Source organism: Sulfitobacter sp. 1A15106, from assembly GCF_043556995.1.
GTDB lineage: Bacteria > Pseudomonadota > Alphaproteobacteria > Rhodobacterales > Rhodobacteraceae > Sulfitobacter > Sulfitobacter faviae.
In genome coordinates this window covers 157521-176110 of the sequence record NZ_JBIFFM010000008.1, presented here as the reverse complement: position 1 = coordinate 176110, position 18590 = coordinate 157521, and the positions used below count along the sequence as shown (strand labels likewise).

Annotated in this window: 17 protein-coding genes; 6 read left to right on the top strand and 11 right to left on the bottom strand. The window is 64.8% G+C overall.

What is annotated here, in order from left to right; genetic code table 11:
- Nucleotides 1-7: 7 nt before the first annotated feature.
- From ureE to ureG, 3 genes are read left to right on the top strand one after another with little or no spacing between them, the layout of a single operon-like run.
- On the top strand, nucleotides 8-514 hold the full coding sequence (gene ureE, locus ACGYKA_RS13970; protein ID WP_271690318.1) for an urease accessory protein UreE: 507 nt from the start codon (nucleotides 8-10) through the stop codon (nucleotides 512-514).
- Nucleotides 507-1154, top strand: a complete 648-nt coding sequence (locus tag ACGYKA_RS13965) for an urease accessory protein UreF (RefSeq protein ID WP_394413226.1) — start codon at nucleotides 507-509, stop codon at nucleotides 1152-1154. Before ureE ends, ACGYKA_RS13965 begins: the two co-directional genes overlap by 8 nt.
- Entirely contained in the window at nucleotides 1151-1795 is a 645-nt protein-coding gene (ureG, locus tag ACGYKA_RS13960) for an urease accessory protein UreG (protein ID WP_394413135.1), read from the top strand. The genes ACGYKA_RS13965 and ureG overlap by 4 nt, the downstream gene beginning before the upstream one ends.
- Here the strand turns inward: ureG and ACGYKA_RS13955 are convergent.
- Nucleotides 1792-2820, bottom strand: a complete 1029-nt coding sequence (locus ACGYKA_RS13955; protein ID WP_394418038.1) for a P1 family peptidase — start codon at nucleotides 2818-2820, stop codon at nucleotides 1792-1794. The two genes, ureG and ACGYKA_RS13955, sit on opposite strands and share 4 nt — an antisense overlap.
- Before the next feature lie 34 nt (nucleotides 2821-2854).
- Nucleotides 2855-4030 (bottom strand): nucleotide sugar dehydrogenase, encoded by a 1176-nt coding sequence (locus tag ACGYKA_RS13950; RefSeq protein ID WP_394413127.1) that lies wholly within the window; start codon nucleotides 4028-4030, stop codon nucleotides 2855-2857.
- A 243-nt stretch (nucleotides 4031-4273) separates the two neighbouring features.
- Here ACGYKA_RS13950 and ACGYKA_RS13945 point away from each other — a divergent pair, with 243 nt between their 5' ends.
- Complete coding sequence (locus ACGYKA_RS13945; RefSeq protein WP_394413124.1) at nucleotides 4274-5602, top strand: DUF2793 domain-containing protein; 1329 nt, start codon at nucleotides 4274-4276, stop codon at nucleotides 5600-5602.
- A 21-nt stretch (nucleotides 5603-5623) separates the two neighbouring features.
- On the opposite strand, the gene ACGYKA_RS13940 is transcribed toward ACGYKA_RS13945, so the two are convergent.
- The 4 genes from ACGYKA_RS13940 to ACGYKA_RS13925 all read right to left on the bottom strand — a co-directional run bounded on the left by ACGYKA_RS13940 (nucleotide 5624) and on the right by ACGYKA_RS13925 (nucleotide 9380).
- Entirely contained in the window at nucleotides 5624-6586 is a 963-nt protein-coding gene (locus ACGYKA_RS13940) for a pyridoxal-phosphate dependent enzyme (protein ID WP_394413121.1), read from the bottom strand.
- Between the two features lie 12 nt (nucleotides 6587-6598).
- Nucleotides 6599-7735, bottom strand: a complete 1137-nt coding sequence (locus ACGYKA_RS13935; RefSeq protein WP_394413118.1) for an aminotransferase — start codon at nucleotides 7733-7735, stop codon at nucleotides 6599-6601.
- Nucleotides 7736-7751: 16 nt separating this feature from the next.
- Entirely contained in the window at nucleotides 7752-8825 is a 1074-nt protein-coding gene (locus tag ACGYKA_RS13930) for a serine hydrolase domain-containing protein (RefSeq protein ID WP_394413115.1), read from the bottom strand.
- A 75-nt stretch (nucleotides 8826-8900) separates the two neighbouring features.
- On the bottom strand, nucleotides 8901-9380 hold the full coding sequence (locus tag ACGYKA_RS13925; RefSeq protein WP_394413112.1) for an Lrp/AsnC family transcriptional regulator: 480 nt from the start codon (nucleotides 9378-9380) through the stop codon (nucleotides 8901-8903).
- Between the two features lie 94 nt (nucleotides 9381-9474).
- Here ACGYKA_RS13925 and ACGYKA_RS13920 point away from each other — a divergent pair, with 94 nt between their 5' ends.
- Both ACGYKA_RS13920 and ACGYKA_RS13915 read left to right on the top strand, forming a co-directional pair.
- Nucleotides 9475-10677: a methionine gamma-lyase gene (locus ACGYKA_RS13920; protein ID WP_394413110.1), complete on the top strand. Its 1203-nt coding sequence runs from the start codon at nucleotides 9475-9477 to the stop codon at nucleotides 10675-10677.
- A 78-nt stretch (nucleotides 10678-10755) separates the two neighbouring features.
- A complete protein-coding gene (locus tag ACGYKA_RS13915; RefSeq protein ID WP_394413107.1) occupies nucleotides 10756-13140 on the top strand; it encodes a transketolase-like TK C-terminal-containing protein in 2385 nt (794 codons plus the stop codon).
- A gap of 33 nt (nucleotides 13141-13173) precedes the next feature.
- Here ACGYKA_RS13915 and ACGYKA_RS13910 read toward each other — a convergent pair whose 3' ends face one another.
- The 5 genes from ACGYKA_RS13910 to ACGYKA_RS13890 are packed head-to-tail and all read right to left on the bottom strand — an operon-like array spanning nucleotide 13174 to nucleotide 18557.
- On the bottom strand, nucleotides 13174-14670 hold the full coding sequence (locus ACGYKA_RS13910) for a carboxypeptidase M32 (protein WP_394413104.1): 1497 nt from the start codon (nucleotides 14668-14670) through the stop codon (nucleotides 13174-13176).
- The gene (locus tag ACGYKA_RS13905) at nucleotides 14667-15692 is read right to left on the bottom strand and encodes an ABC transporter ATP-binding protein (protein WP_394413101.1); all 1026 of its coding nucleotides are present in this window, start codon (nucleotides 15690-15692) and stop codon (nucleotides 14667-14669) included. The genes ACGYKA_RS13910 and ACGYKA_RS13905 overlap by 4 nt, the downstream gene beginning before the upstream one ends.
- Nucleotides 15689-16654 (bottom strand): ABC transporter ATP-binding protein, encoded by a 966-nt coding sequence (locus ACGYKA_RS13900; protein ID WP_394413098.1) that lies wholly within the window; start codon nucleotides 16652-16654, stop codon nucleotides 15689-15691. Before ACGYKA_RS13900 ends, ACGYKA_RS13905 begins: the two co-directional genes overlap by 4 nt.
- Nucleotides 16651-17583 (bottom strand): ABC transporter permease, encoded by a 933-nt coding sequence (locus ACGYKA_RS13895; protein WP_394413095.1) that lies wholly within the window; start codon nucleotides 17581-17583, stop codon nucleotides 16651-16653. Before ACGYKA_RS13895 ends, ACGYKA_RS13900 begins: the two co-directional genes overlap by 4 nt.
- Nucleotides 17583-18557, bottom strand: coding sequence for an ABC transporter permease (locus ACGYKA_RS13890; protein WP_394413092.1), 975 nt, complete (start codon nucleotides 18555-18557; stop codon nucleotides 17583-17585). The genes ACGYKA_RS13895 and ACGYKA_RS13890 overlap by 1 nt, the downstream gene beginning before the upstream one ends.
- Between the last annotated feature and the right edge of the window lie 33 nt (nucleotides 18558-18590).

The following is an 18590-nucleotide window of genomic DNA, read 5'->3' as shown; positions in this document are numbered from 1 at the left end:
GACCGAGATGACCCCAATCCTTTGCCAAGAGATGCGCCGCGCCGGAGCGTGGTCCGATGCCAGTGATCGGGTCGAGCTGACCTATGACGGGCGCTTTCTGCGCCGCAAGGTGCTGACCACGGCGGACGGGCTGACGTTTCTGGTCGATCTGGCGCAGACCACCTCGCTCGACCACGGCGATGCTTTCGTGCTGGCCGACGGGCGTCTGGTCGAAGTTGTGGCTGCCGACGAAGCCCTGCTGGAGGTGACCGGCCCCGACCTGCCGCGCATCGCGTGGCACATCGGCAACCGCCACACCCCCTGTCAAATCGACGCCGACCGGCTGGTGATCCAGCGCGATCATGTGATCGCCAAGATGCTCGGCCAGATCGGTGCCACCGCGCGAGAGATCACCGGCCCCTTCCGCCCCGAAGGCGGTGCCTATGGCCATGGGCGCACCCATGGGCATGACCACGGCCATGTCCACCACGCTGTTCACAATCACGACCACCCGCATGACCATGCGCATGGCTGACACCCTACAGGCCGACGCGCTTCTGACCTTGGTGCAGTTGCTGTCGCCCTCCTACCCGGTGGGGGCCTTCGCCTATAGCCATGGGTTGGAATGGGCGGTGCAGAACGGGGATGTGACGGACCAAGAAACGTTGGACGGCTGGCTGCGCACGGTGTTGCGGCACGGGTCGGGTCAGGCGGATGCGCTGTTCCTCGCAGCCGCGTACCGCGCCAACGACCCATCGGAGATCGACGCGCAGGCCCGCGCCTTTGCCGCCTCTGCCGAGCGGTTGAAAGAGACCGTGCTACAGGGCAAAGCCTTTGCCCGCACCAGCGCCGCGATCTGGCAGCAGGACATGCCGCCGCTTTGCTATCCCGTGGCCGTCGGACGCGCCGCACGGCTGCAAGGGCTGCCGCTGCGCCAAACGCTTGAGATGTTCTTGCACGCCTTCACCACCAACCTCGCCACCGCGGGCATGCGCCTTATCCCCTTGGGGCAGACCGAGGGGCAGATCGTCATCCGCGACCTTGCGCCGCTCTGTCTTGAGGTCGCCGCGGCGGCAGAGGAAGGCACGCTCGACGATCTCTCCTCCACCGCCTTTCTCAGCGACATCGCCGCGATGAAACACGAAACCCAATATTCAAGGATTTTCCGCACATGAAACGCAACAACGGCCCTTTGCGCGTCGGCATCGGCGGCCCGGTAGGCGCGGGCAAGACCACTTTGACCGCCGCGCTCAGCCGCGCGCTGCGTGATCGGTTGTCGATCGGCGTGATCACCAATGACATCTACACCCAAGAGGACGCCGAGGCGCTGATGCGCATGCAGGTGCTGCCGCAAGACCGGATCATCGGGGTTGAGACCGGCGGCTGCCCGCATACCGCAATCCGCGAGGATGCCTCGATCAACCTTGCCGCCGTGGCGGAGATGGTCGCGCGGCACCCGGATGTGGAAGTGGTCTTGATCGAAAGCGGCGGCGACAACCTGTCGGCCACCTTCAGCCCTGAACTGGCGGATGTGACGCTCTATGTGATCGATGTGGCGGCGGGGGAGGAGATCCCCCGAAAGGGCGGCCCGGCGATCACCAAATCCGACATTCTGGTCATTAACAAGACCGACCTCGCCCCTCATGTCGGCGCCTCGCTCGAGGTTATGCAGCGCGACAGCGCGCGGATGCGGCCGGACCTGCCGACGGTCTTCTGTGCGTTGAAGTCCGGCGAGGGGATCGACGCGCTGCTGGCCCATCTGGCGCGGGTCGGGGGGCTCGACCTCGCCCCAATGGACCCGGTGAGCGCGGCTTAACCGCGGTAGACCTCTGACAGCCGGTCGCGAAATGCGGGCAAAAGGCTGCCATCATAACCCCGGTGCGGCACCCCATGCCAAAGCGCGTTGAGGATCGCCTCCTCAACCGCTTCGACCGCGGCGATAAAGAAGGCATCCATCCGGTCTTCGTTCAACCGCTCGCCGCTCTGCGTGTCGGCCCCCCCACGGGTGATGCGGTTGGCGGTTGAGAAGGCCAGCGCGATGTCGCCGCTTTGATGGCCGATGTGGCTGCCCAACCGGCCAAGGGCTGCGGCGCTGCGCCGGGCCATGCGGGTCAACTGCCGCGAGCCCATCGGCGCGTCGGTCGCCAGAATGATGATGATCGAGCCCTTGTCTGGGTCATCCCCCGGCCCCGGCGGCGGCAGCTGTTGGCCAAAGACCCGCAAAGCGCTTTGTTGGCCAAAGTTCGACAAAACCAGCGCGCCAAGGTCGAACCCGGCGCCGCCCGGCAGGGTGACCCGCCGCGAAGCGGAGCCGAGACCACCGGCATAGCCGAAGGTCTTCATCCCGCTACCGGCCCCGACCGTGCCCTGCGCAAACGCTGGCCCGCAAGTCGCAATCGCCGCCTGCGCGTGATCCTCGGTCACCGCCAGCGCCTGAATGTCGTTCACCGTGCCGTCGTTGCATTCCAAAACCAGCGGGTTGACCGTGCAAATGCCCCGCCCGATCTCGGGGTTTTCTGCAATCGCCCGCCGGATCAGTGCCGTGCTACAGGGGCCGACGCCAAAGGTGTTGGTCAGCAGGATCGGCGTCTCGATCTGGCCCAGTTCGGCCAGTTGCATCAGGCCTGCGCTTTTGCCGAATCCGTTCAACACGGCGACGCCCGCAGGCACCGGATTGCGAAAGAGATCACCTTCATGCGGCAGAACCGCCGTCACCCCGGTGCAAAGCCCCTCCCCGCGTAGGTCTTGGCTGCCCACGCGCACCCCGGCGACATCGCAGATGGTATTTTGCGGCCCCGTGGGTAGGGTCCACCAGTTCTTGCTGTCGATCGTATTGCGCATTTTGCCTTCGAGAGTTTGGGGTGCCGTTGGTGCGTCAATCCGCACCGAAAAGATCGCGGGTAAAGACCTTGTCGGGGACATCCGCCAGATCGGGGTGATTGCGGTTGGCCACGATCACATCCGCGCGCGTCTTGAACGCTTCCAAATCGCGGGTGACTTCGGAGCCGAAGAAGCGTTCCTCTTGCAACACCGGCTCATAAACGATCACCTCGATGCCCTTGGCCTTGAGCCGCTTCATGATCCCTTGGACCGAGCTTTGCCGGAAGTTGTCCGACCCGGCCTTCATCACCAACCGGTAGATGCCCACCCGCTGAGGATTAAGCGCCAGAATCTGCTCCGAGACGAAATCCTTACGTGTGCGGTTCGCCTCGACCACGGCGTTGATCAGGTTTTGCGGCACGTCAGAGTAATTGGCCAGCAACTGCTTGGAATCCTTTGGCAAACAGTAACCGCCATAGCCGAAGGACGGGTTATTGTAATGCCCACCGATGCGCGGGTCGAGGCAGACACCGTCAATGATCTGCCGCGTGTCCAACCCATTGGTCAACGCGTAGCTGTCCAACTCATTGAAATAGGCCACCCGCATGGCAAGGAAGGTATTGGCGAAGAGCTTGACCGCCTCTGCCTCGGACGCACCGGTAAAGAGCATGGGAATGTCGTCGTCGATTGCCCCCTCGGCCAGCAATTCCGCAAAGCGCCGGGCCCGCGGGCTGTCTTCGCCGACGACGACGCGCGAGGGGTGGAGGTTGTCGTAGAGCGCGCGGCCCTCGCGCAGGAATTCCGGGCTGAAGATGACTTGGTCGCTGTTCACCTTGGCGGAGAGGCCCGCAGTATAGCCCACCGGGACGGTGGATTTGATGACGATGGTGGCCGTTTTCGTGACCGCCAAGACATCCCGCACCACCGCCTCAACACTTGAGGTGTCGAAGACATTGGTGCGTGGGTCATAGTTGGTCGGCGTGGCGATGAGCACATAATCAGCGTTGCGATATGCCGCCTCGGCATCGGTCGTGGCCCCGAGGGTGAGGGGCTTTTCCGCGAGATATTGCTCGATCTCAGGATCGACGATTGGCGCGCGGCGGGCATTCACCTGCGCCACCCGTTCTGCGTTCAAATCGACCGCCGTCACGTTGTTGTGCTGCGCCAGAAGCACCGCATTCGAAAGCCCGACGTAGCCGATACCGACAACGGCGATCCTGGTCTTGGACATAAGCGTGGGCCTTTCTTGCGCGGCGTGGCGTGATGTTAAACTGCGGCTTTCGTTTTGAAAAGGCTCCGCTGACAGGGAGTTAGGGCGGTTTGGCGAAAGTGAAGGCCGCAGCGCGAACCTTTCGCCCGTGCCGTGCGATGTGGCAGAACCGCCGCTTGTTGCGCGTGGCCCGAACGGTGGGTTGTCAGGCTGGCAAGACTTCCTTCTCACAGTCTCAGGCGACCCATAACGCGGAGAGCCCCGATGCCCGACACCTCTGAGCGCCTATCCCTGCCCTATTTGATGCCCGCACAGGCGCAAAAACATGTGACCCATAACGAAGCGCTGCAACGGCTCGATCTTCTGGTGCAGCTTGCGGTCGAAGGCTTTGACGCCAACACGCCGCCCGCCCTGCCGCAGGCGGGGGAGATTTACGCCCTCGGTGATGCGCCGACAGAGGTTTGGGCGGGTCATCCCGGTGAACTGGCCGCGTGGGTCGGAGAGACCTGGCAGTTCACCGCCCCGCAAGACGGCTGGGTCGCTTTGGATAAATCGACCGGGATTCTGCACCGTCGGGGGGCTGGGGCTTGGACCGAAGTCTCGCCCCCCGATCTGGCGAACCTCTCCGGGCTGGGGGTTAATACGGGTTACGACAGTGGCAATCGCTTGTCGGTCTCCTCCCCGGCGAGCCTGTTTACCCATGAAGGGGCGGGGCATCAGTTGAAGCTCAACAAGGCCAGCGCCGCCGATACCGCGAGCCTGCTGTTCCAAACCGATTGGTCTGGCCGTGCCGAGATGGGCACGGCGGGGCAGGATGATTTCGCCATCAAGGTCAGCGCCGATGGCAGCAGTTGGACCACCGCACTGGCCTTTGACGCGGCCAGCGGCATCGCTTCAGGCGCGGCGCTGACGCAGGACGTGGGTGATGCGACGGTGGGTCGGCTGCTGCGGGTCGGGGATTTCGGCATCGGCGCTGACGCGGGGCCGTTGGTGACGGACCTCGACGCGCATGATCTTTCGGGCAGTTTTTCAAGCTATGGCGGCGCCCATGCGCAGGCGCCTTCCGGCGCCAACCCTTTCCCGGCGCTGAATGGGGTCTTCGGCCTGCTCTGCGGCAATAGCACCTTAGGCGGGCAGAGCGCCTATCTGTGGCAGATCGCACTGGGCATCGACACGCCGGGTCTGGCCTTTCGCGTGCGGGCGACGGGGGCTTGGGGCGCGTGGCAGCCTTTGTGGTCCGGCGCGAATACGACCGTGGATGCCAATGGGTTCATCAAAGAAGCCAGCCCAATCGTGCGCCTTTTCCGCGATGGCAGTGAAGAGCCTGCGGTGCCTTTGGGTGCAGGGTTCGAACGGATCGGGCTCGGCCATTACCGATTGTCGAACGTCCCAGCCCTCGCCAGCCGCGGCTGGCAGATCGAAGCGCCGCAGGATGCGAATGGCAACCGGCTGGTTCATGTCGCGTGCAGCTATGATGCGGGGACGCTCGATATCCGCACCCGCGAGGTGATCTGGCAGGACGGCTGGGCCGGCGGTGCGCCGCGTGACATTCCCGATGGCCGCTGGGTCGACCTGCGGTTCGACATGGACTGAGGGGAAATGGCCGGGTGGCCGTTAGATGATGCCGCGCAACTGCTCGACCTCATAATTGCCGCCGCATAGCAGAACGACAGAGGTCTGGCCCGCGTAGTTCCGCGGCCCTGCCAGATAGGCCGCCAGCGCCAAAGCGGCGGCCCCTTCGACCAGCATATTCTCTTCCCAAGCCAATACTTTCAGCGCCTCGGCGATCTGATCCTCGCCGCAATGGATGATCTCGTCGATCACCGCGCTTGCGAGCGGCAGGGTCATCGAGCCAGCATCGACCCCGCCCGCCACGCCATCGGCCAGCGTGTCGAGATGTTCCGTTTCGACGATTTTCCCCGCTCTGATCGACGCGGCCAGCGCGCAGCTATTCGCAGCGCTCACACCGATCACGCGGGTCTGCGGCGAGAATTCCTTGATCACCGATCCCATGCCCGAGATCAGCCCACCGCCGCCCATCGAGACGAAGACATTGTCGATGCCTTCGATCTGGTCGAGCAGTTCCAGCGCGGCGGTGCCCTGCCCCGCGATTACCTCGGCATCGTTGTAGGGTGAGATATAGGTATAGCCCTCTCCCTCAGCCAAACTCTGCGCGTGCAGCTCTGAAAGCGAGGCATCGGCCCCATGGATCACGACCCTAGTGCCGTAGCTTTCAATGATCTTGCGTTTCTTGGCGACGACGGTTTCGGGCAGTACCACGATCAACTCATGCCCCGTGGTCTGGGCCGCAAGCGAGCAGGCAATGCCGTGGTTGCCGGAGGATGCGGTGATGACAGGCCGGTCGAGCGGCACCGTCGTCAGCTTTGCACTGGCGCCGCGCAGTTTGAATGACCCGGTATGCTGGAAGTTCTCGGTCTTGTAGAACAGCCGCGAACCCTCTGCCATTGGCAAGCGGGAGGCGATCACCGGCGTGCGGTAAACCGCGCCCGCGATTTTGCGATGAACCACGCAGGAACGGGCGGCGCTTTGGGCGATCAGGTCTGAGGCTGACGGCATAATGGGCTCCATCTAGCCCGACTGTGCTGCGCCGTGACGCGCGAGGAAGGCCGAGACACGCGCCAACCCATCGTGCAGGTCCGCCGTCGAATTGGCGAAACCGATGCGCAGCCAGCCCTCCATGTCCATGGCGCTGCCGGGGGTGAAAAGAACGCCCTCTTCCTCCAGCAGCTGCGTGCAGAAATCACGGCTCGGCAGCGGCAGGTCGTATTTCAGCAGCGCCGTGGTGCCCGCTTGCGGCTTCACCCATGAGATCAGCGGCTCGGCCTCGACCCAATCCGACAGGATTGCGAGGTTCTCACGCGTGATCCGATGCGCGCGGTCGAGAATTTGGGCGCGGTTTTCGAGGGCGTGGGCCGCGAAATACTCGTCAATCCGCCCGACAGAGATCGTATTGTAATCGCGGTGGATCATGATGTCTTCCAGCAGGGTCTTCGGCCCTGCGACCCAGCCCACGCGCAGCCCGGCCAGCGAATAGGCCTTGGACATGCCCGCCGTGCTGATACCACACTCGTAAAGATCACAGATCGAGGCGGTATAGCCGTTCCCCGCCTGATCGGTGCCGCGATAGACCTCGTCGCAGAGCACCCATGCGCCGCTGCCGCGCGCGATCTCGGCAATCTCAGCCAGCATCGCGCGATCCATCAGCGCCCCGGTCGGGTTGTTGGGATTGTTAGTGGCGATCATCCGCGTGTCGGGCCGCATCATCGCGCGCAGCTCGTCAAGATCGGGCAGAAAGCCGTTCTCCGGGCGCAGATGCAGCAGTTCGACCTCGGCACCGATGCTTTCGGGGATCGAGTAATGCTGCTGGTAGGTCGGCACGATGGCGATGACATGATCGCCGCGACTGACCAGCGTCTGGTGCACCAGCGCATTGGCCCCGATGGTGCCGTGGGTGGTCAGCACGTTCTCGCGGGACTGGGTCTCGTAGAGCCCCGTCACCGCGTCGCGCAGCCGGTCCGAGCCCTCGATCGCGCCATAGCCCATGCGCATGCCGCGCAACTCGCCCAGCACGGAATTGTCGACGCCCGCCATGTCGATCAGCTCACCCAAGGTGATCGAGTCCACGCAGGTCTCGGCGAGGTTGTAGCGGCAGTGGTTCTCGAATTCGTTCATCCACATCTCGACGCCGAAGGTCTTGATATGCATTGTTTTTCCTTTCGTGTCAGCTCTCAGTCAGCGCGGCGAAGAGCCGGCGGAGGAATTGCGGCGTGGCGGTCGGCGCGAGCCAGCGCATCACCGCGACGATTTCCTGCTCGGGCGCGATCCAGATCGTATGGCCGCCCGCGCCCTGCGCGCTGAAGGCGGTATCGGGCAGTTTCGGATCGGCTTCCGCCCCGCGGTTCAGCCACCACAGGAAGCCGTATTTGCCGAGCGTCGGCGTGGGCGTCAGGGACCGCTGCATCCAGTCCACGGGCAGAATTTGTTCGCCGTTCCACGCGCCGTTCTGGCAGATGAACTGGCCGAATTTTGCGTGATCCTCGGCAGAAATGAAAAGCCCGCCGCCCCAATGCCCGCCGCCGGTGACCGATTGCATCCGGGTGCCATCCACCTCGACCCATGAGGTCGAATAACCCTCCCACCGCCAGTCAGCGGAGGCCCCGATCGGGTCCATGATCCGCGCGCGCAGCACCTCCGGCAAGGGCCGGCGGAAGCGCATCATCAGCGCATAGGCCAGCGCGTTCACCCGCACGTCGTTGTACTCATAGTGGCTACCCGGTTCGCCGACCTGCCGCAGCTGCCCCTTGCGGCTGTTGTCCGCCCCGGGGCCGATTTGGCGGTAGTGGTCGACCTGATCGTCCTTGCCGAAAATTTCGCCGCGCCATTCGCTGTTCATCTGCAACAGATGCCGCCAGGTGATCCGCCCGTTGTGATCGCCCGAAAAATGCGGCCCTGGCACGCTGTCGCCCACGGGCGCGTCGAGGTCCGCGATCAGCCCGTCTTTCACCGCCAGCCCCGCCAGCACCGACAGGTAGCTCTTGGCGATGGAGAAGGTCATGTCGGCCCGTGTCGTATCGCCCCAGTCGGCCACGCGCTGGCCGCGATGCAGGATCACACCGGCAGGGCCGCCGCGCGGTTTGACGGGGCCCACGATCTCGGTCCAGGGGCCGCTTTCGTTCCACTCGCGGTTGCCGACATAGGCGCCGTCGGGGTGGTACATCGAGCGGGGCCAGTCGGTCTCATGCGCTTGCGCATGGTCGACGACGGCTTGCAGGGCGGGGGTGGCGGCGAATGTCATGGGGGCTCCTCGGGGCTTCGGGCGAACATTTCCCAAGGGGGGCGGAATTGTAAACCGGTTAAATGTCTCCACGCCTCAATCGCCGATGTCGGGATAGACCTGAGAGCGTTTGACCACGCCATAGACAAAACTGGTGTCGATTGACCCGATGCCGCCGATGGGATGCAGCCGCGCCCGCACGAAGCGCTCATAGTCCTCAAGATCGCCCACCACGACGCGCAGCAGGTAGTCCGACAACCCGCTCATCACGAAACATTCCAGCACCTCCGGGATCGCGCGGATCTGGTTCTCGAAGCGTTTCACCGTGCCCTCGTCGTGCCCGTCCAGCGTCACCCGCACCATGACCGTGACCGGCAGGCCGTAGGCCTTGGCATCGACCTCCACGCTGTAGCCCCGGATCGCGCCGTTTTTCTCCAGCGCGCGCAACCGGCGCAGGCAGGGCGAAGGCGAGAGGCCCACTTCCTCGGCCAGATCGAGGTTGGTCATCCGGCCATTGCGCTGCAGGGCGCGGATGATGCGGCGGTCTGTGGCGTCCAATCGGGGCGTTTGGGGCATGATATGCCAAATCTCCTGCAATTCGCGCATATATTAGCAACCAAATGCCCCTTGCGCCATCGGATCATGCCGGAAAATCAGACAGGGGCCAGCCATGACCGAGAACCAGAAATCCTTTGCCACCCGCGCCATTCACCACGGCTATGACGCGCAGGACGAACAGGGCGCGCTGAACCCGCCGATCTTCATGAGCTCGACCTTCACCTTCGAGACCGCGGAGGCGGGCGGCGACATGTTCGCGGGCGAGCGTGCAGGGCATTTCTACACCCGCATCAGCAACCCGACGCTGGACCATCTGGAAAAGCGCATCGCCAACCTCGAAGGGGCCGAGGCCGGGCTTGCCACCGCTTCGGGCATGGGGGCGATCACCTCGACGCTCTGGACCTTCCTGCAGGCGGGCGACGAGATCATCATCGACAAAACGCTTTATGGCTGCACCTTTGCTTTCATGACCCACGGGTTGCCGCGCTTTGGCGTCAAGGTGACGCTGGTCGACATGACCGAGCCTGCAAACCTCGCCGAGGTGATCAGCGACCAGACCAAGGTGGTCTATTTCGAGACCCCCGCGAACCCCAACAACCGGCTGGTGGACATCGCCGCCATCTCAGACATCGCGCATCGCGCGGGCGCCAAGGTGGTGGTCGACAACACCTATGCCACGCCGGTCATCACCCGGCCCATCGAACATGGCGCCGACATCGTGCTGCATTCGGCGACGAAGTTCCTTTCCGGCCATGGCGACGTGGTCGCGGGCCTCGTGGTGGGCAATGCCGAGGACATGATGCAGGTGCGGCTCGTGGGTCTGAAAGACATGACCGGCGCGGTGATGTCGCCGCTCACCGCCATGCTGCTGCTGCGCGGGATCAAGACGTTGGAGCTGCGCATGAAGCGTCACTGTGCCACCGCCGCCAAGGTCGCCGAGGCGCTGGAGCAGCACCCGGCGGTGCTGCATGTCGCCTACCCGGGGCTGGCAAGCTTCCCTCAGGCCGAGCTTGCGCGGCGGCAGATGGGCAACTTCGGCGGCATGATCCCCTTCGAGGTCAAGGGCGGCAAGGCGGGCGGCATCGCTTTCATGAACCGGCTGAACCTCATTCAGCGCGCGGTGAGCCTTGGCGATGCGGAGAGCCTGATCCAGCATCCCGCCAGCATGACCCATTCCACCTATTCCCCCGAGGAACGCGCCGAACACGGCATCGCCGAGGGGTTGGTGCGGCTTTCGGTCGGGCTGGAATCGGCGGAAGACATCATTGATGACCTTTACGCCGCGCTCGGGGCGCATAACATGCAAGCGGCCTGATCCGGCACGAACCGGACCAGTCGCGGGTGGTGTCGAGGAGGGCACCGCCCGAGGGATCCTCAGAATGAAAGACCTGCCATGACCGCTCTCGCCCCTGAACAGCTGAAGACCATCGAACAACGTCTCCTGTGGCTGTCGCACTGGATGATCCACAACGCGAACCACATTCGGCCCAAGGTCGACGGCATCAAAGTGGGCGGGCATCAGGCGTCTTCGGCCTCGATGGTGTCGATCATGACGGCGCTTTACTTCAGTGCCCTGCGGCCCGAGGACCGGGTGGCGGTAAAGCCGCATGCCTCGCCGATCTTCCATGCGATGCAATACCTGATGGGCAACCAGACCCGCGAGAAGATGGAGGATTTCCGCGGGTTCCAAGGCGTGCAGAGCTACCCCAGCCGCACCAAAGACGTGGATGACGTGGATTTCTCCACCGGGTCGGTCGGGCTTGGGGTGGCGGTGACCTCCTTCGCCTCGCTGGTGCAGGACTACATCACCGCGAAAGACTGGGGCGGGGACGTTGATCTGGGCCGCATGGTGGCGCTGGTCGGCGATGCCGAACTCGACGAGGGCAATATCTACGAGGCGCTGCAAGAGGGCTGGAAGAACGACCTGCGCAACACCTGGTGGATCATCGACTACAACCGCCAGTCGCTCGACGGGGTGGTGCGCGAGGGGCTGTTCAAACGCATCGAGCAGATTTTCGACGCCTTCGGCTGGGACGTGGTGAAGGTGAAATACGGCGCTTTGCAGCGCGCTGCCTTTGACGAGCCGGGCGGCGACAAGCTGCGCGACTGGATCGACAATTGCCCCAACCAGCTCTACTCGGCGCTGACCTATCAGGGTGGCGCGGTCTGGCGCGAGCGGCTGATGGAGGCGCTTGGCGATCAGGGTGATGTCACGGCGCTCATCGACGCGCGCAGCGATGACGAACTAGCCGAGCTGATGGAAAACCTCGGCGGCAACTGTGTTGAGACCATGGCCGAGACCTTCGCCGCCATCGACCACGACCGCCCGGTCTGCTTCCTCGCCTATACCATCAAGGGGTGGGGCACACCGATTGCGGGGCACAAGGACAACCACGGCGGTCTGATGACCAAAAGCCAGATGGCCGACTGGCAGAAACACATGGGCGTGGCCGAGGGGGAGGAATGGGAGCCTTTCGCCACCATCGAGAACCCGCAAGCGTTGCAAGCGGCACTCGACCGCGTGCCCTTCTTCGCCAAGGGCCGCCGCCGCTACAATGACACGACACTGCCGGTACCGCAGATCGAACTGTCGAGCGACCGCGAAATCTCCACGCAGATGGCCTTCGGCAAGATCCTCGACGATCTGTCGAAGGGCGACAGCGATCTCGCCTCCCGCATCGTGACCATGTCGCCGGACGTGACCGGCACCACGAACCTTGGGCCATGGGTGAACCGGCGCAAACTCTTCGCGCGCAGCGAACAGGCCGACACTTTCATCAACGAGAAGATCCCCTCCACCGCGAAATGGGAATTCACGCCCGAGGGCCAGCATATCGAGTTGGGCATCGCCGAAATGAACCTCTTTCTGCTTTTGGGCGCGGCGGGCCTGTCGCATTCGCTCTTCGGCAAACGGGTCATTCCCATCGGCACGGTCTACGACCCCTTCGTCGCGCGCGGCTTGGACGCGCTGAACTACGCCTGCTACCAAGACGCGCGCTTCATGATCGTCGGCACCCCCTCGGGCGTGACGTTGGCGCCCGAAGGCGGGGCGCATCAATCGATCGGCACGCCGCTCATCGGGATGAGCCAGGACGGGCTGGCGAGCTTTGAGCCGGCCTTCGCCGATGAGCTAGCCGTCATCATGCAATGGGCCTTCGACTACCTGCAACGCGACGGCGAAGGCGACCCGGACGAGCGCACTTGGCTGCGGGATGAGACCGGAGGTTCGGTCTATCTGAGGCTGACCACGAACCCCATCGAGCAGCCCGGCAAACGCGTCGACGAGGACTTCCGCCAAGGCGCCATCGACGGAGCCTATTGGTTGCGCAAGCCGGGGCCGAACTGCGATGTGGTGATCGCCTACCAAGGCGCCGTAGCACCCGAAGCGATCAAGGCCGCGGGTAGCATCGCCGAAGGCCGCCGCGACGTGGGTGTGTTGGCGGTGACCTCCGCCGACCGGCTGAATGCCGGCTGGACCGCGGCACAGCGCGCCCGGGCGCGCGGCAATCACGCGGCGCAGAATCATATCGAAACGCTGTTAGGTCAGCTGCCGCGCGACTGCAAGCTGGTGACGGTGATCGACGGCCATCCGGCGACGCTGTCCTGGCTGGGCGCGGTCGTGGGCCATCAGACGGTGCCGCTCGGGGTCGAGCATTTTGGCCAGACCGGCACCATCGCCGACCTCTACCGGCATTTCGGCATCGACGCGCGCTCGATCGTGGAAAAGGTGCAGGGCCTGACCCCGGGCCGCCAGATGTTGCACCGGGTAGCGGGCTAAGGTTCGAAGGGGGGGGGCAAACTGCCCCCCTCATCACCTGCCGAACTTGGCTTCCAGATAGGCCAGATAGGCCGTCGGGTCGTAGGCCCCGGCCCCGATCCCCGCGAGGATCTCGGCCCGGCTGCGCGACCGACCATGCTGCCAGACCAGATCGCCCAATGCCGCGTGAAGCGGCGCGTAGTCGCCCGCCGTCACGCCCGCGCGCACCTCGGGCTGCGTGGCATCCAGATGCGCCATGATCTGCGCGGCGGTCGAATTGCCCACGGTATAAGTCGGGAAGGAGCCGATGTAGCCGTGCGACCAATGCACGTCCTGCAGACAGCCCGCGCCGTTGTCCGGCACCTCCAGCCCCAGATCCTCGCGCATCGCCGCGTTCCACGCCTCGGGAACGTCGGCGACCTTCAGCGAGCCGTCCATCAGCGCCATCTCGATCTTCACCCGCAGCATGACATGCAGATCATAGGTCAGCTCGTCCGCCTCGACCCGGGTGAGGCCGGGGGAGACGCGGTTGATGGCGGCGACGAATTCCTCTTCGCTCACGTCGCCGAGCTGCTCGGGGAAGGTGTCGCGCAGGCGCCCGTAATGCACTGCCCAGAAGGCGGGCGACCGGCCGATGTGGTTTTCCAGCAGGCGCGACTGGCTTTCGTGCATCCCGAAACTGGTGCCCGCCACGGCATAGAGCCCGATCATGTCGGTCGCATGCGCCCCGCGCGTGAGCGCCGGATCGGCGCCCATCTCGTAGAGCGCATGGCCCGCCTCGTGGATCGTGCCGAAGATCGACATTGGCAGGTAGTTCGGGTTCCAGCGCGAGGTGATCCGCACGTCGTTGCGGGTCATGGAGATCTCGAAAGGATGCACCGCCGTATCGAGACGCCCGCGGTCCATGTCATAGCCCAGGGCCTCGGCGATATAGGCGCAGAAGGCCTGCTGGCCGGCGACGGGATAGTCGCGGAACAGGAAATCGCTGCGCGGCGCGGGCCGGGCAAACGCCGCGTCGAGGATCGGGCGGATGCCGTCGCGGAGCTGGTCGAAGAACCGGGTGAGCTGCACCGCGGTGGCGCCGGGCTCGAAAACATCGGCCATTGGATCGTAGGGGTGGCCGTCATGGCCGAGCGCCTCAGCCTTCTCGCGCGCCAGATCGACGATGCTCTGCAGATGCGGCTGGAACAGGGCGAAGTCGCCAGTGCGGCGGGCCTCGGTCCAGGCGGCGCCGGCGGTGATGGATTGCTCGGCCTGTCGGCGCAGCAGGGCGGCGGGGATGCGGGCGTGATGGGTGCGCGCCTCCTGCACCGATTGCGCGGCGCGGCGCTCGATCTCGGGCGCGTCGCTCTTGAGCACGGCTTCGGCGGCCTTGCCCATCTCGGGGTCGAGGATCATCTCACGCGCGACGCCCATCAAGGTGGCGATCTGGTGGCCGCGCGTCTCGGCCCCGCCCTTGGGCATCATTACCCGCGCGTCCCAGTTCAGCAGGTTTACCGAGACGAGCACGTCGTTCAGCCGCCCCACGCGGTCGGTCAGGGTCAGGCTCATGCGGCGGCTCCTGTTTCGGCGCCGGTGCCCCCGTCATGCAGGTGGCAGGCGACGCTGCGGTTGTCTTTCGGGTTCACGAGGCGCGGCACCTCGGTTTTGCAGCGGGGCCCTGCAAGCGGGCAGCGCGGATGGAAAGCGCAGCCCTTGGGCGGGTTGATCGGCGAGGGGATCTCACCCTTGATCGGGTGGAAGTTGGCGCGCCCGGTGCCAAGGGTCGGCACGGAGGCAAAGAGCGCCTCGGTATAGGGGTGCAGCGGTTTGGCGTAGAGTTCATCCGCCGGCGCGGTCTCGACCACGCGGCCGAGGTACATGATCGCCACCCGGTCGCAAACGTGACGCACGACCGACAGGTCATGGCTGATGAACAGCGCCGTGAGGTCGAGCTCGCGCCGCAGCTTCATGAAGAGGTTCAGCACCTGCGCCTGAATAGACACGTCGAGCGAGGCCACGGCCTCGTCCAGCACCAGAAGCTCGGGCTGCATGGCGAGCGCGCGGGCAATGGCGACGCGCTGGCGCTGCCCGCCGGAGAACTGGTGCGGTAGGCGGTTGGCATAGGCGCCCTCCAGCCCCACCTGCTCCAGCAGGCTGCGCACGCGGTCCTGCACGTCGCGCGCGGGGATCAGCCCGTGGATGCGCGGGCCTTCGGCGATGATCTCGCCCACCTTCATGCGGGGGTTGAGGCTCGCGAAAGGGTCTTGGTGGATCATCTGCACGCGGGTGGTGAGCTTGTCGACATTCCCGCGATGGTCGCGCGCCACCGGCTTGCCTTCGAGCGTGACGCTGCCCGCGCTCGGTGCATAGATGCCCGAGACGACGCGGCCCAGAGTGGACTTGCCGCAGCCGCTTTCGCCGACGATGCCCAGCACCTCGCCGCGCGGAACGCTTAGATTGACGTCGTTCACGGCATGGACGGTCTGGGTGGAATCGCGCCCCGACAGGCGGTCAAGCCCCCGGACGACCAGCCCCGGTTTGCGGGTGAACCGCTTGGAGACGCCGTCGATTTTCAGAATGGGATCGGTCATGTGGCCTCGATCGGATGGTGGCACAGGACGGAATGTGCCGCGGTTCCAGTGTTGGGTGGGATCGTCGCGCAAACCTCGGTTGCGCGCGGGCAGCGCGGGCGGAACGGGCAGCCCGAAGGCAGGTTCGCCAGCTGCGGGGTCGAGCCCGGGATCTGCGGCAAATCGCGGCCCGGCTCGTGCAGGCCGGGGACCGAGTCGATCAGCCCGCGCGTATAGGGATGACGCGGATGGGCGATGACCTCCTCGGCGCTGCCGCTTTCGACGATCCGGCCTGCGTACATCACCGCGATGTCGTCGGCGAGCGAGGAGACCACGGCGAGGTCATGGGTGACCCAGACGATAGCCGTGCCGGTCTCATCCGCCAGCCGCCGCACCTCGGCGAGGATCTGGCCCTGGATCGAGACGTCGAGCGCGGTGGTCGGCTCATCGGCGAGGATCACGGCAGGCCGGTGCAGCAGGGCCGTGGCAATCGCCACGCGCTGGCGCATCCCGCCCGAGAGTTGGTGCGGATAGGCTTGCAACCGCTCGGCGGGGGCCGGAATGCCGACGATCTCCAGCGCCTCGCGGGCGCGTTCCCATGCGGCGGCCTTGCTGACCTTGTCGTGCACCCGCACCGCCATGGCCATCTGATCGCCCACCCGCAGCACCGGGTTGAGGGTCATCATCGGGTCCTGAAACACCATCGAGACGTTGCGGCCCCGCATCCGGCGGCGGCCCTCGGCGCTGAGGCTGCGCATGTCGGTGCCCTGCACCAGAACCTCGCCAGCGGTGATCCGACCGGGTTCGTCGATAAGCCCCATGATCGAAAACCCGGTGACGCTCTTGCCGGAGCCGCTTTCTCCCACCAGCCCGAGGATGCGCCCCGGCTGGACCGAGAAGCTCACGTCGTTGACAGCGGTGACATGTCCCTTGCGGGTGCTGAATAGCGTGGTCAGTCCCCTGACCTCCAGTGCGGCGCTCATCGGCTGTTCCTCGGGTCGAGCACCTTGCGGACCTGATCGCCCACGAGGTTGATTGCGACAACGGTCACCATCAGTGCCAATCCGGGATAGATCGACAGCCAGTAGCGGTCCGAATGAATGTATTTGAACCCGTTGGAGATCAGCGATCCCAGCGAAGGTTCAGTGAGCGGCAGGCCGACGCCGAGGAAGGACAGCGTCGCCTCCAGCGCGATTGCGCTCGCCACCTGCACCGTCGCCACGACGATGAGCGGCGGCAGCACGTTGGGCAGCAGGTGCTTGAAAAGCACCCGATGCGTCGGCAGCGGGGTGGAGCGCGCGGCCTCGATATAGTCCTTGCCGCGTTCGACCTTGGCCGCGCCATGGGTGGTGCGCGCGAAATAGGCATATTGCGCGACAACGAGGGCGAGGATGATCTGACCGATCCCCTGCCCCAGCATCGCCACCAGCACCAATGCCAACAGGATCGCGGGCATCGACAGTTGCAGATCGACGATCCGCATCAAGAGCGCCTCGATCCGACCTCCGAAATAGGCCGCCGTGAGACCCACGGCGATGCCCACCAGCAGCGCCAGCGCTCCCGCCGACAGGCCGATCACGAAGCTGGTGCGCAGCCCGTAGAAGATGGCCGAGAGCATGTCGCGGCCCGCGTTGTCGGTGCCCAGCAGATGGACATAGCCGCCCGATCCTTCGGTGCCCGGGCGCAGGAAGGCGTCGAGCCAATCGAGCGCGGCCATGTCATAGGGGTCCTGCGGCGAGACCAGCGGCGCGCCGAAGGAGAGGAACAGAAGCAAGGCAATCACGATGAGCGCGCCCACGGCGACCCAGCTTTCGCGGAAGTCCGACCAGAAGTTGCGCAGCCGCTCGGCGCGCGTCTCCACCGGCGGGGCCGAGGGCACGGCCATGGTGTTTTCAGCGACGATCTCGGGCATCATGCGCCTCCTTTCAGGCGGACCCGCGGGTCCAGTCGGGCGTAGACCAGATCAACCACGAGGTTGATGAGGACAAAGAGGATCACGACCATGATGAGGTAAGAGACCATCACCGGCCGGTCGAGTTGCAGGATCGAGTCGATGATCAGCTTGCCAACGCCGGGCCAGTTGAACACGCTTTCGGTCACCACCGCGAAGGCCAGCGTCGAGCCGAGCTCAAGCCCCAGCACCGTGACGATCGGGATCGAAATATTGCGCAGGATGTGGCGGAAGACGATCTGCCGGTCCGGCAGACCCTGCGCACGGGCGAATTTGACGTAGTCGGTACCCATCGCCTCGACCATGCCGGCGCGAGTCAGGCGGATCATCAGACCCATCTTGAAGAGCGACAGGTTGATCGCGGGCATGATGACATGGCTCCAGCCATCGGGGGTAAAGAGTGAGGACGTCATGCCGAAGACCGTCGCCTCATCCCCGCGCCCGCCTGAGGGCAGCCAGCCCAGTTCGACCGCGAAACCCATGATCAGCAGCATGCCAATCCAGAAGGTCGGCACCGAGAAGCCCAGAACCGACAGCGCCATAATCATCTTGGCGCCGATGCTGTCAGGCCGGTAGCCAGCCCAGAGACCGGCGGGAATGCCCACACCCACGGCGATCAGCACCGAGGTCAGCACCAGTTCCAGCGTGGCGGGAAAGCGCGAGAAGACGAGGTCGACGACCGGGATGTTATAGACCATCGAGGTGCCCAGATCGCCCTGGGCCACGTTCTTGAGGAAGGTCCAATACTGCACGACCAGCGGTTGATCGAGCCCGTATTGCTCGATCAGCTTCTGGCGGATCTCGGCGGTGGCGCCCGGATCGATCATCACGTCGATCGGATTGCCGATGGCAAAGACGCCGACAAAGACGATCACCGACATGGCAAAGACCACGACAACCGCCTGTGCCAACCGGGTTACAAAATAGCTGAGCATTCGACCTCGCCCATCAGACTTGAAAAATAGAGG

Excerpts from the sequence above, each read along its gene's own strand:
- ureE (WP_271690318.1), top strand. The coding sequence starts at position 8 with ATGACCCCAATCCTTTGCCAAGAGATGCGCCGCGCCGGAGCGTGGTCC.
- ACGYKA_RS13965 (WP_394413226.1), top strand. The coding sequence starts at position 507 with ATGGCTGACACCCTACAGGCCGACGCGCTTCTGACCTTGGTGCAGTTG.
- ureG (WP_394413135.1), top strand. The coding sequence starts at position 1,151 with ATGAAACGCAACAACGGCCCTTTGCGCGTCGGCATCGGCGGCCCGGTA.
- ACGYKA_RS13955 (WP_394418038.1), bottom strand. The coding sequence starts at position 2,820 with ATGCGCAATACGATCGACAGCAAGAACTGGTGGACCCTACCCACGGGG.
- ACGYKA_RS13950 (WP_394413127.1), bottom strand. The coding sequence starts at position 4,030 with ATGTCCAAGACCAGGATCGCCGTTGTCGGTATCGGCTACGTCGGGCTT.
- ACGYKA_RS13945 (WP_394413124.1), top strand. The coding sequence starts at position 4,274 with ATGCCCGACACCTCTGAGCGCCTATCCCTGCCCTATTTGATGCCCGCA.
- ACGYKA_RS13940 (WP_394413121.1), bottom strand. The coding sequence starts at position 6,586 with ATGCCGTCAGCCTCAGACCTGATCGCCCAAAGCGCCGCCCGTTCCTGC.
- ACGYKA_RS13935 (WP_394413118.1), bottom strand. The coding sequence starts at position 7,735 with ATGCATATCAAGACCTTCGGCGTCGAGATGTGGATGAACGAATTCGAG.
- ACGYKA_RS13930 (WP_394413115.1), bottom strand. The coding sequence starts at position 8,825 with ATGACATTCGCCGCCACCCCCGCCCTGCAAGCCGTCGTCGACCATGCG.
- ACGYKA_RS13925 (WP_394413112.1), bottom strand. The coding sequence starts at position 9,380 with ATGCCCCAAACGCCCCGATTGGACGCCACAGACCGCCGCATCATCCGC.
- ACGYKA_RS13920 (WP_394413110.1), top strand. The coding sequence starts at position 9,475 with ATGACCGAGAACCAGAAATCCTTTGCCACCCGCGCCATTCACCACGGC.
- ACGYKA_RS13915 (WP_394413107.1), top strand. The coding sequence starts at position 10,756 with ATGACCGCTCTCGCCCCTGAACAGCTGAAGACCATCGAACAACGTCTC.
- ACGYKA_RS13910 (WP_394413104.1), bottom strand. The coding sequence starts at position 14,670 with ATGAGCCTGACCCTGACCGACCGCGTGGGGCGGCTGAACGACGTGCTC.
- ACGYKA_RS13905 (WP_394413101.1), bottom strand. The coding sequence starts at position 15,692 with ATGACCGATCCCATTCTGAAAATCGACGGCGTCTCCAAGCGGTTCACC.
- ACGYKA_RS13900 (WP_394413098.1), bottom strand. The coding sequence starts at position 16,654 with ATGAGCGCCGCACTGGAGGTCAGGGGACTGACCACGCTATTCAGCACC.
- ACGYKA_RS13895 (WP_394413095.1), bottom strand. The coding sequence starts at position 17,583 with ATGCCCGAGATCGTCGCTGAAAACACCATGGCCGTGCCCTCGGCCCCG.
- ACGYKA_RS13890 (WP_394413092.1), bottom strand. The coding sequence starts at position 18,557 with ATGCTCAGCTATTTTGTAACCCGGTTGGCACAGGCGGTTGTCGTGGTC.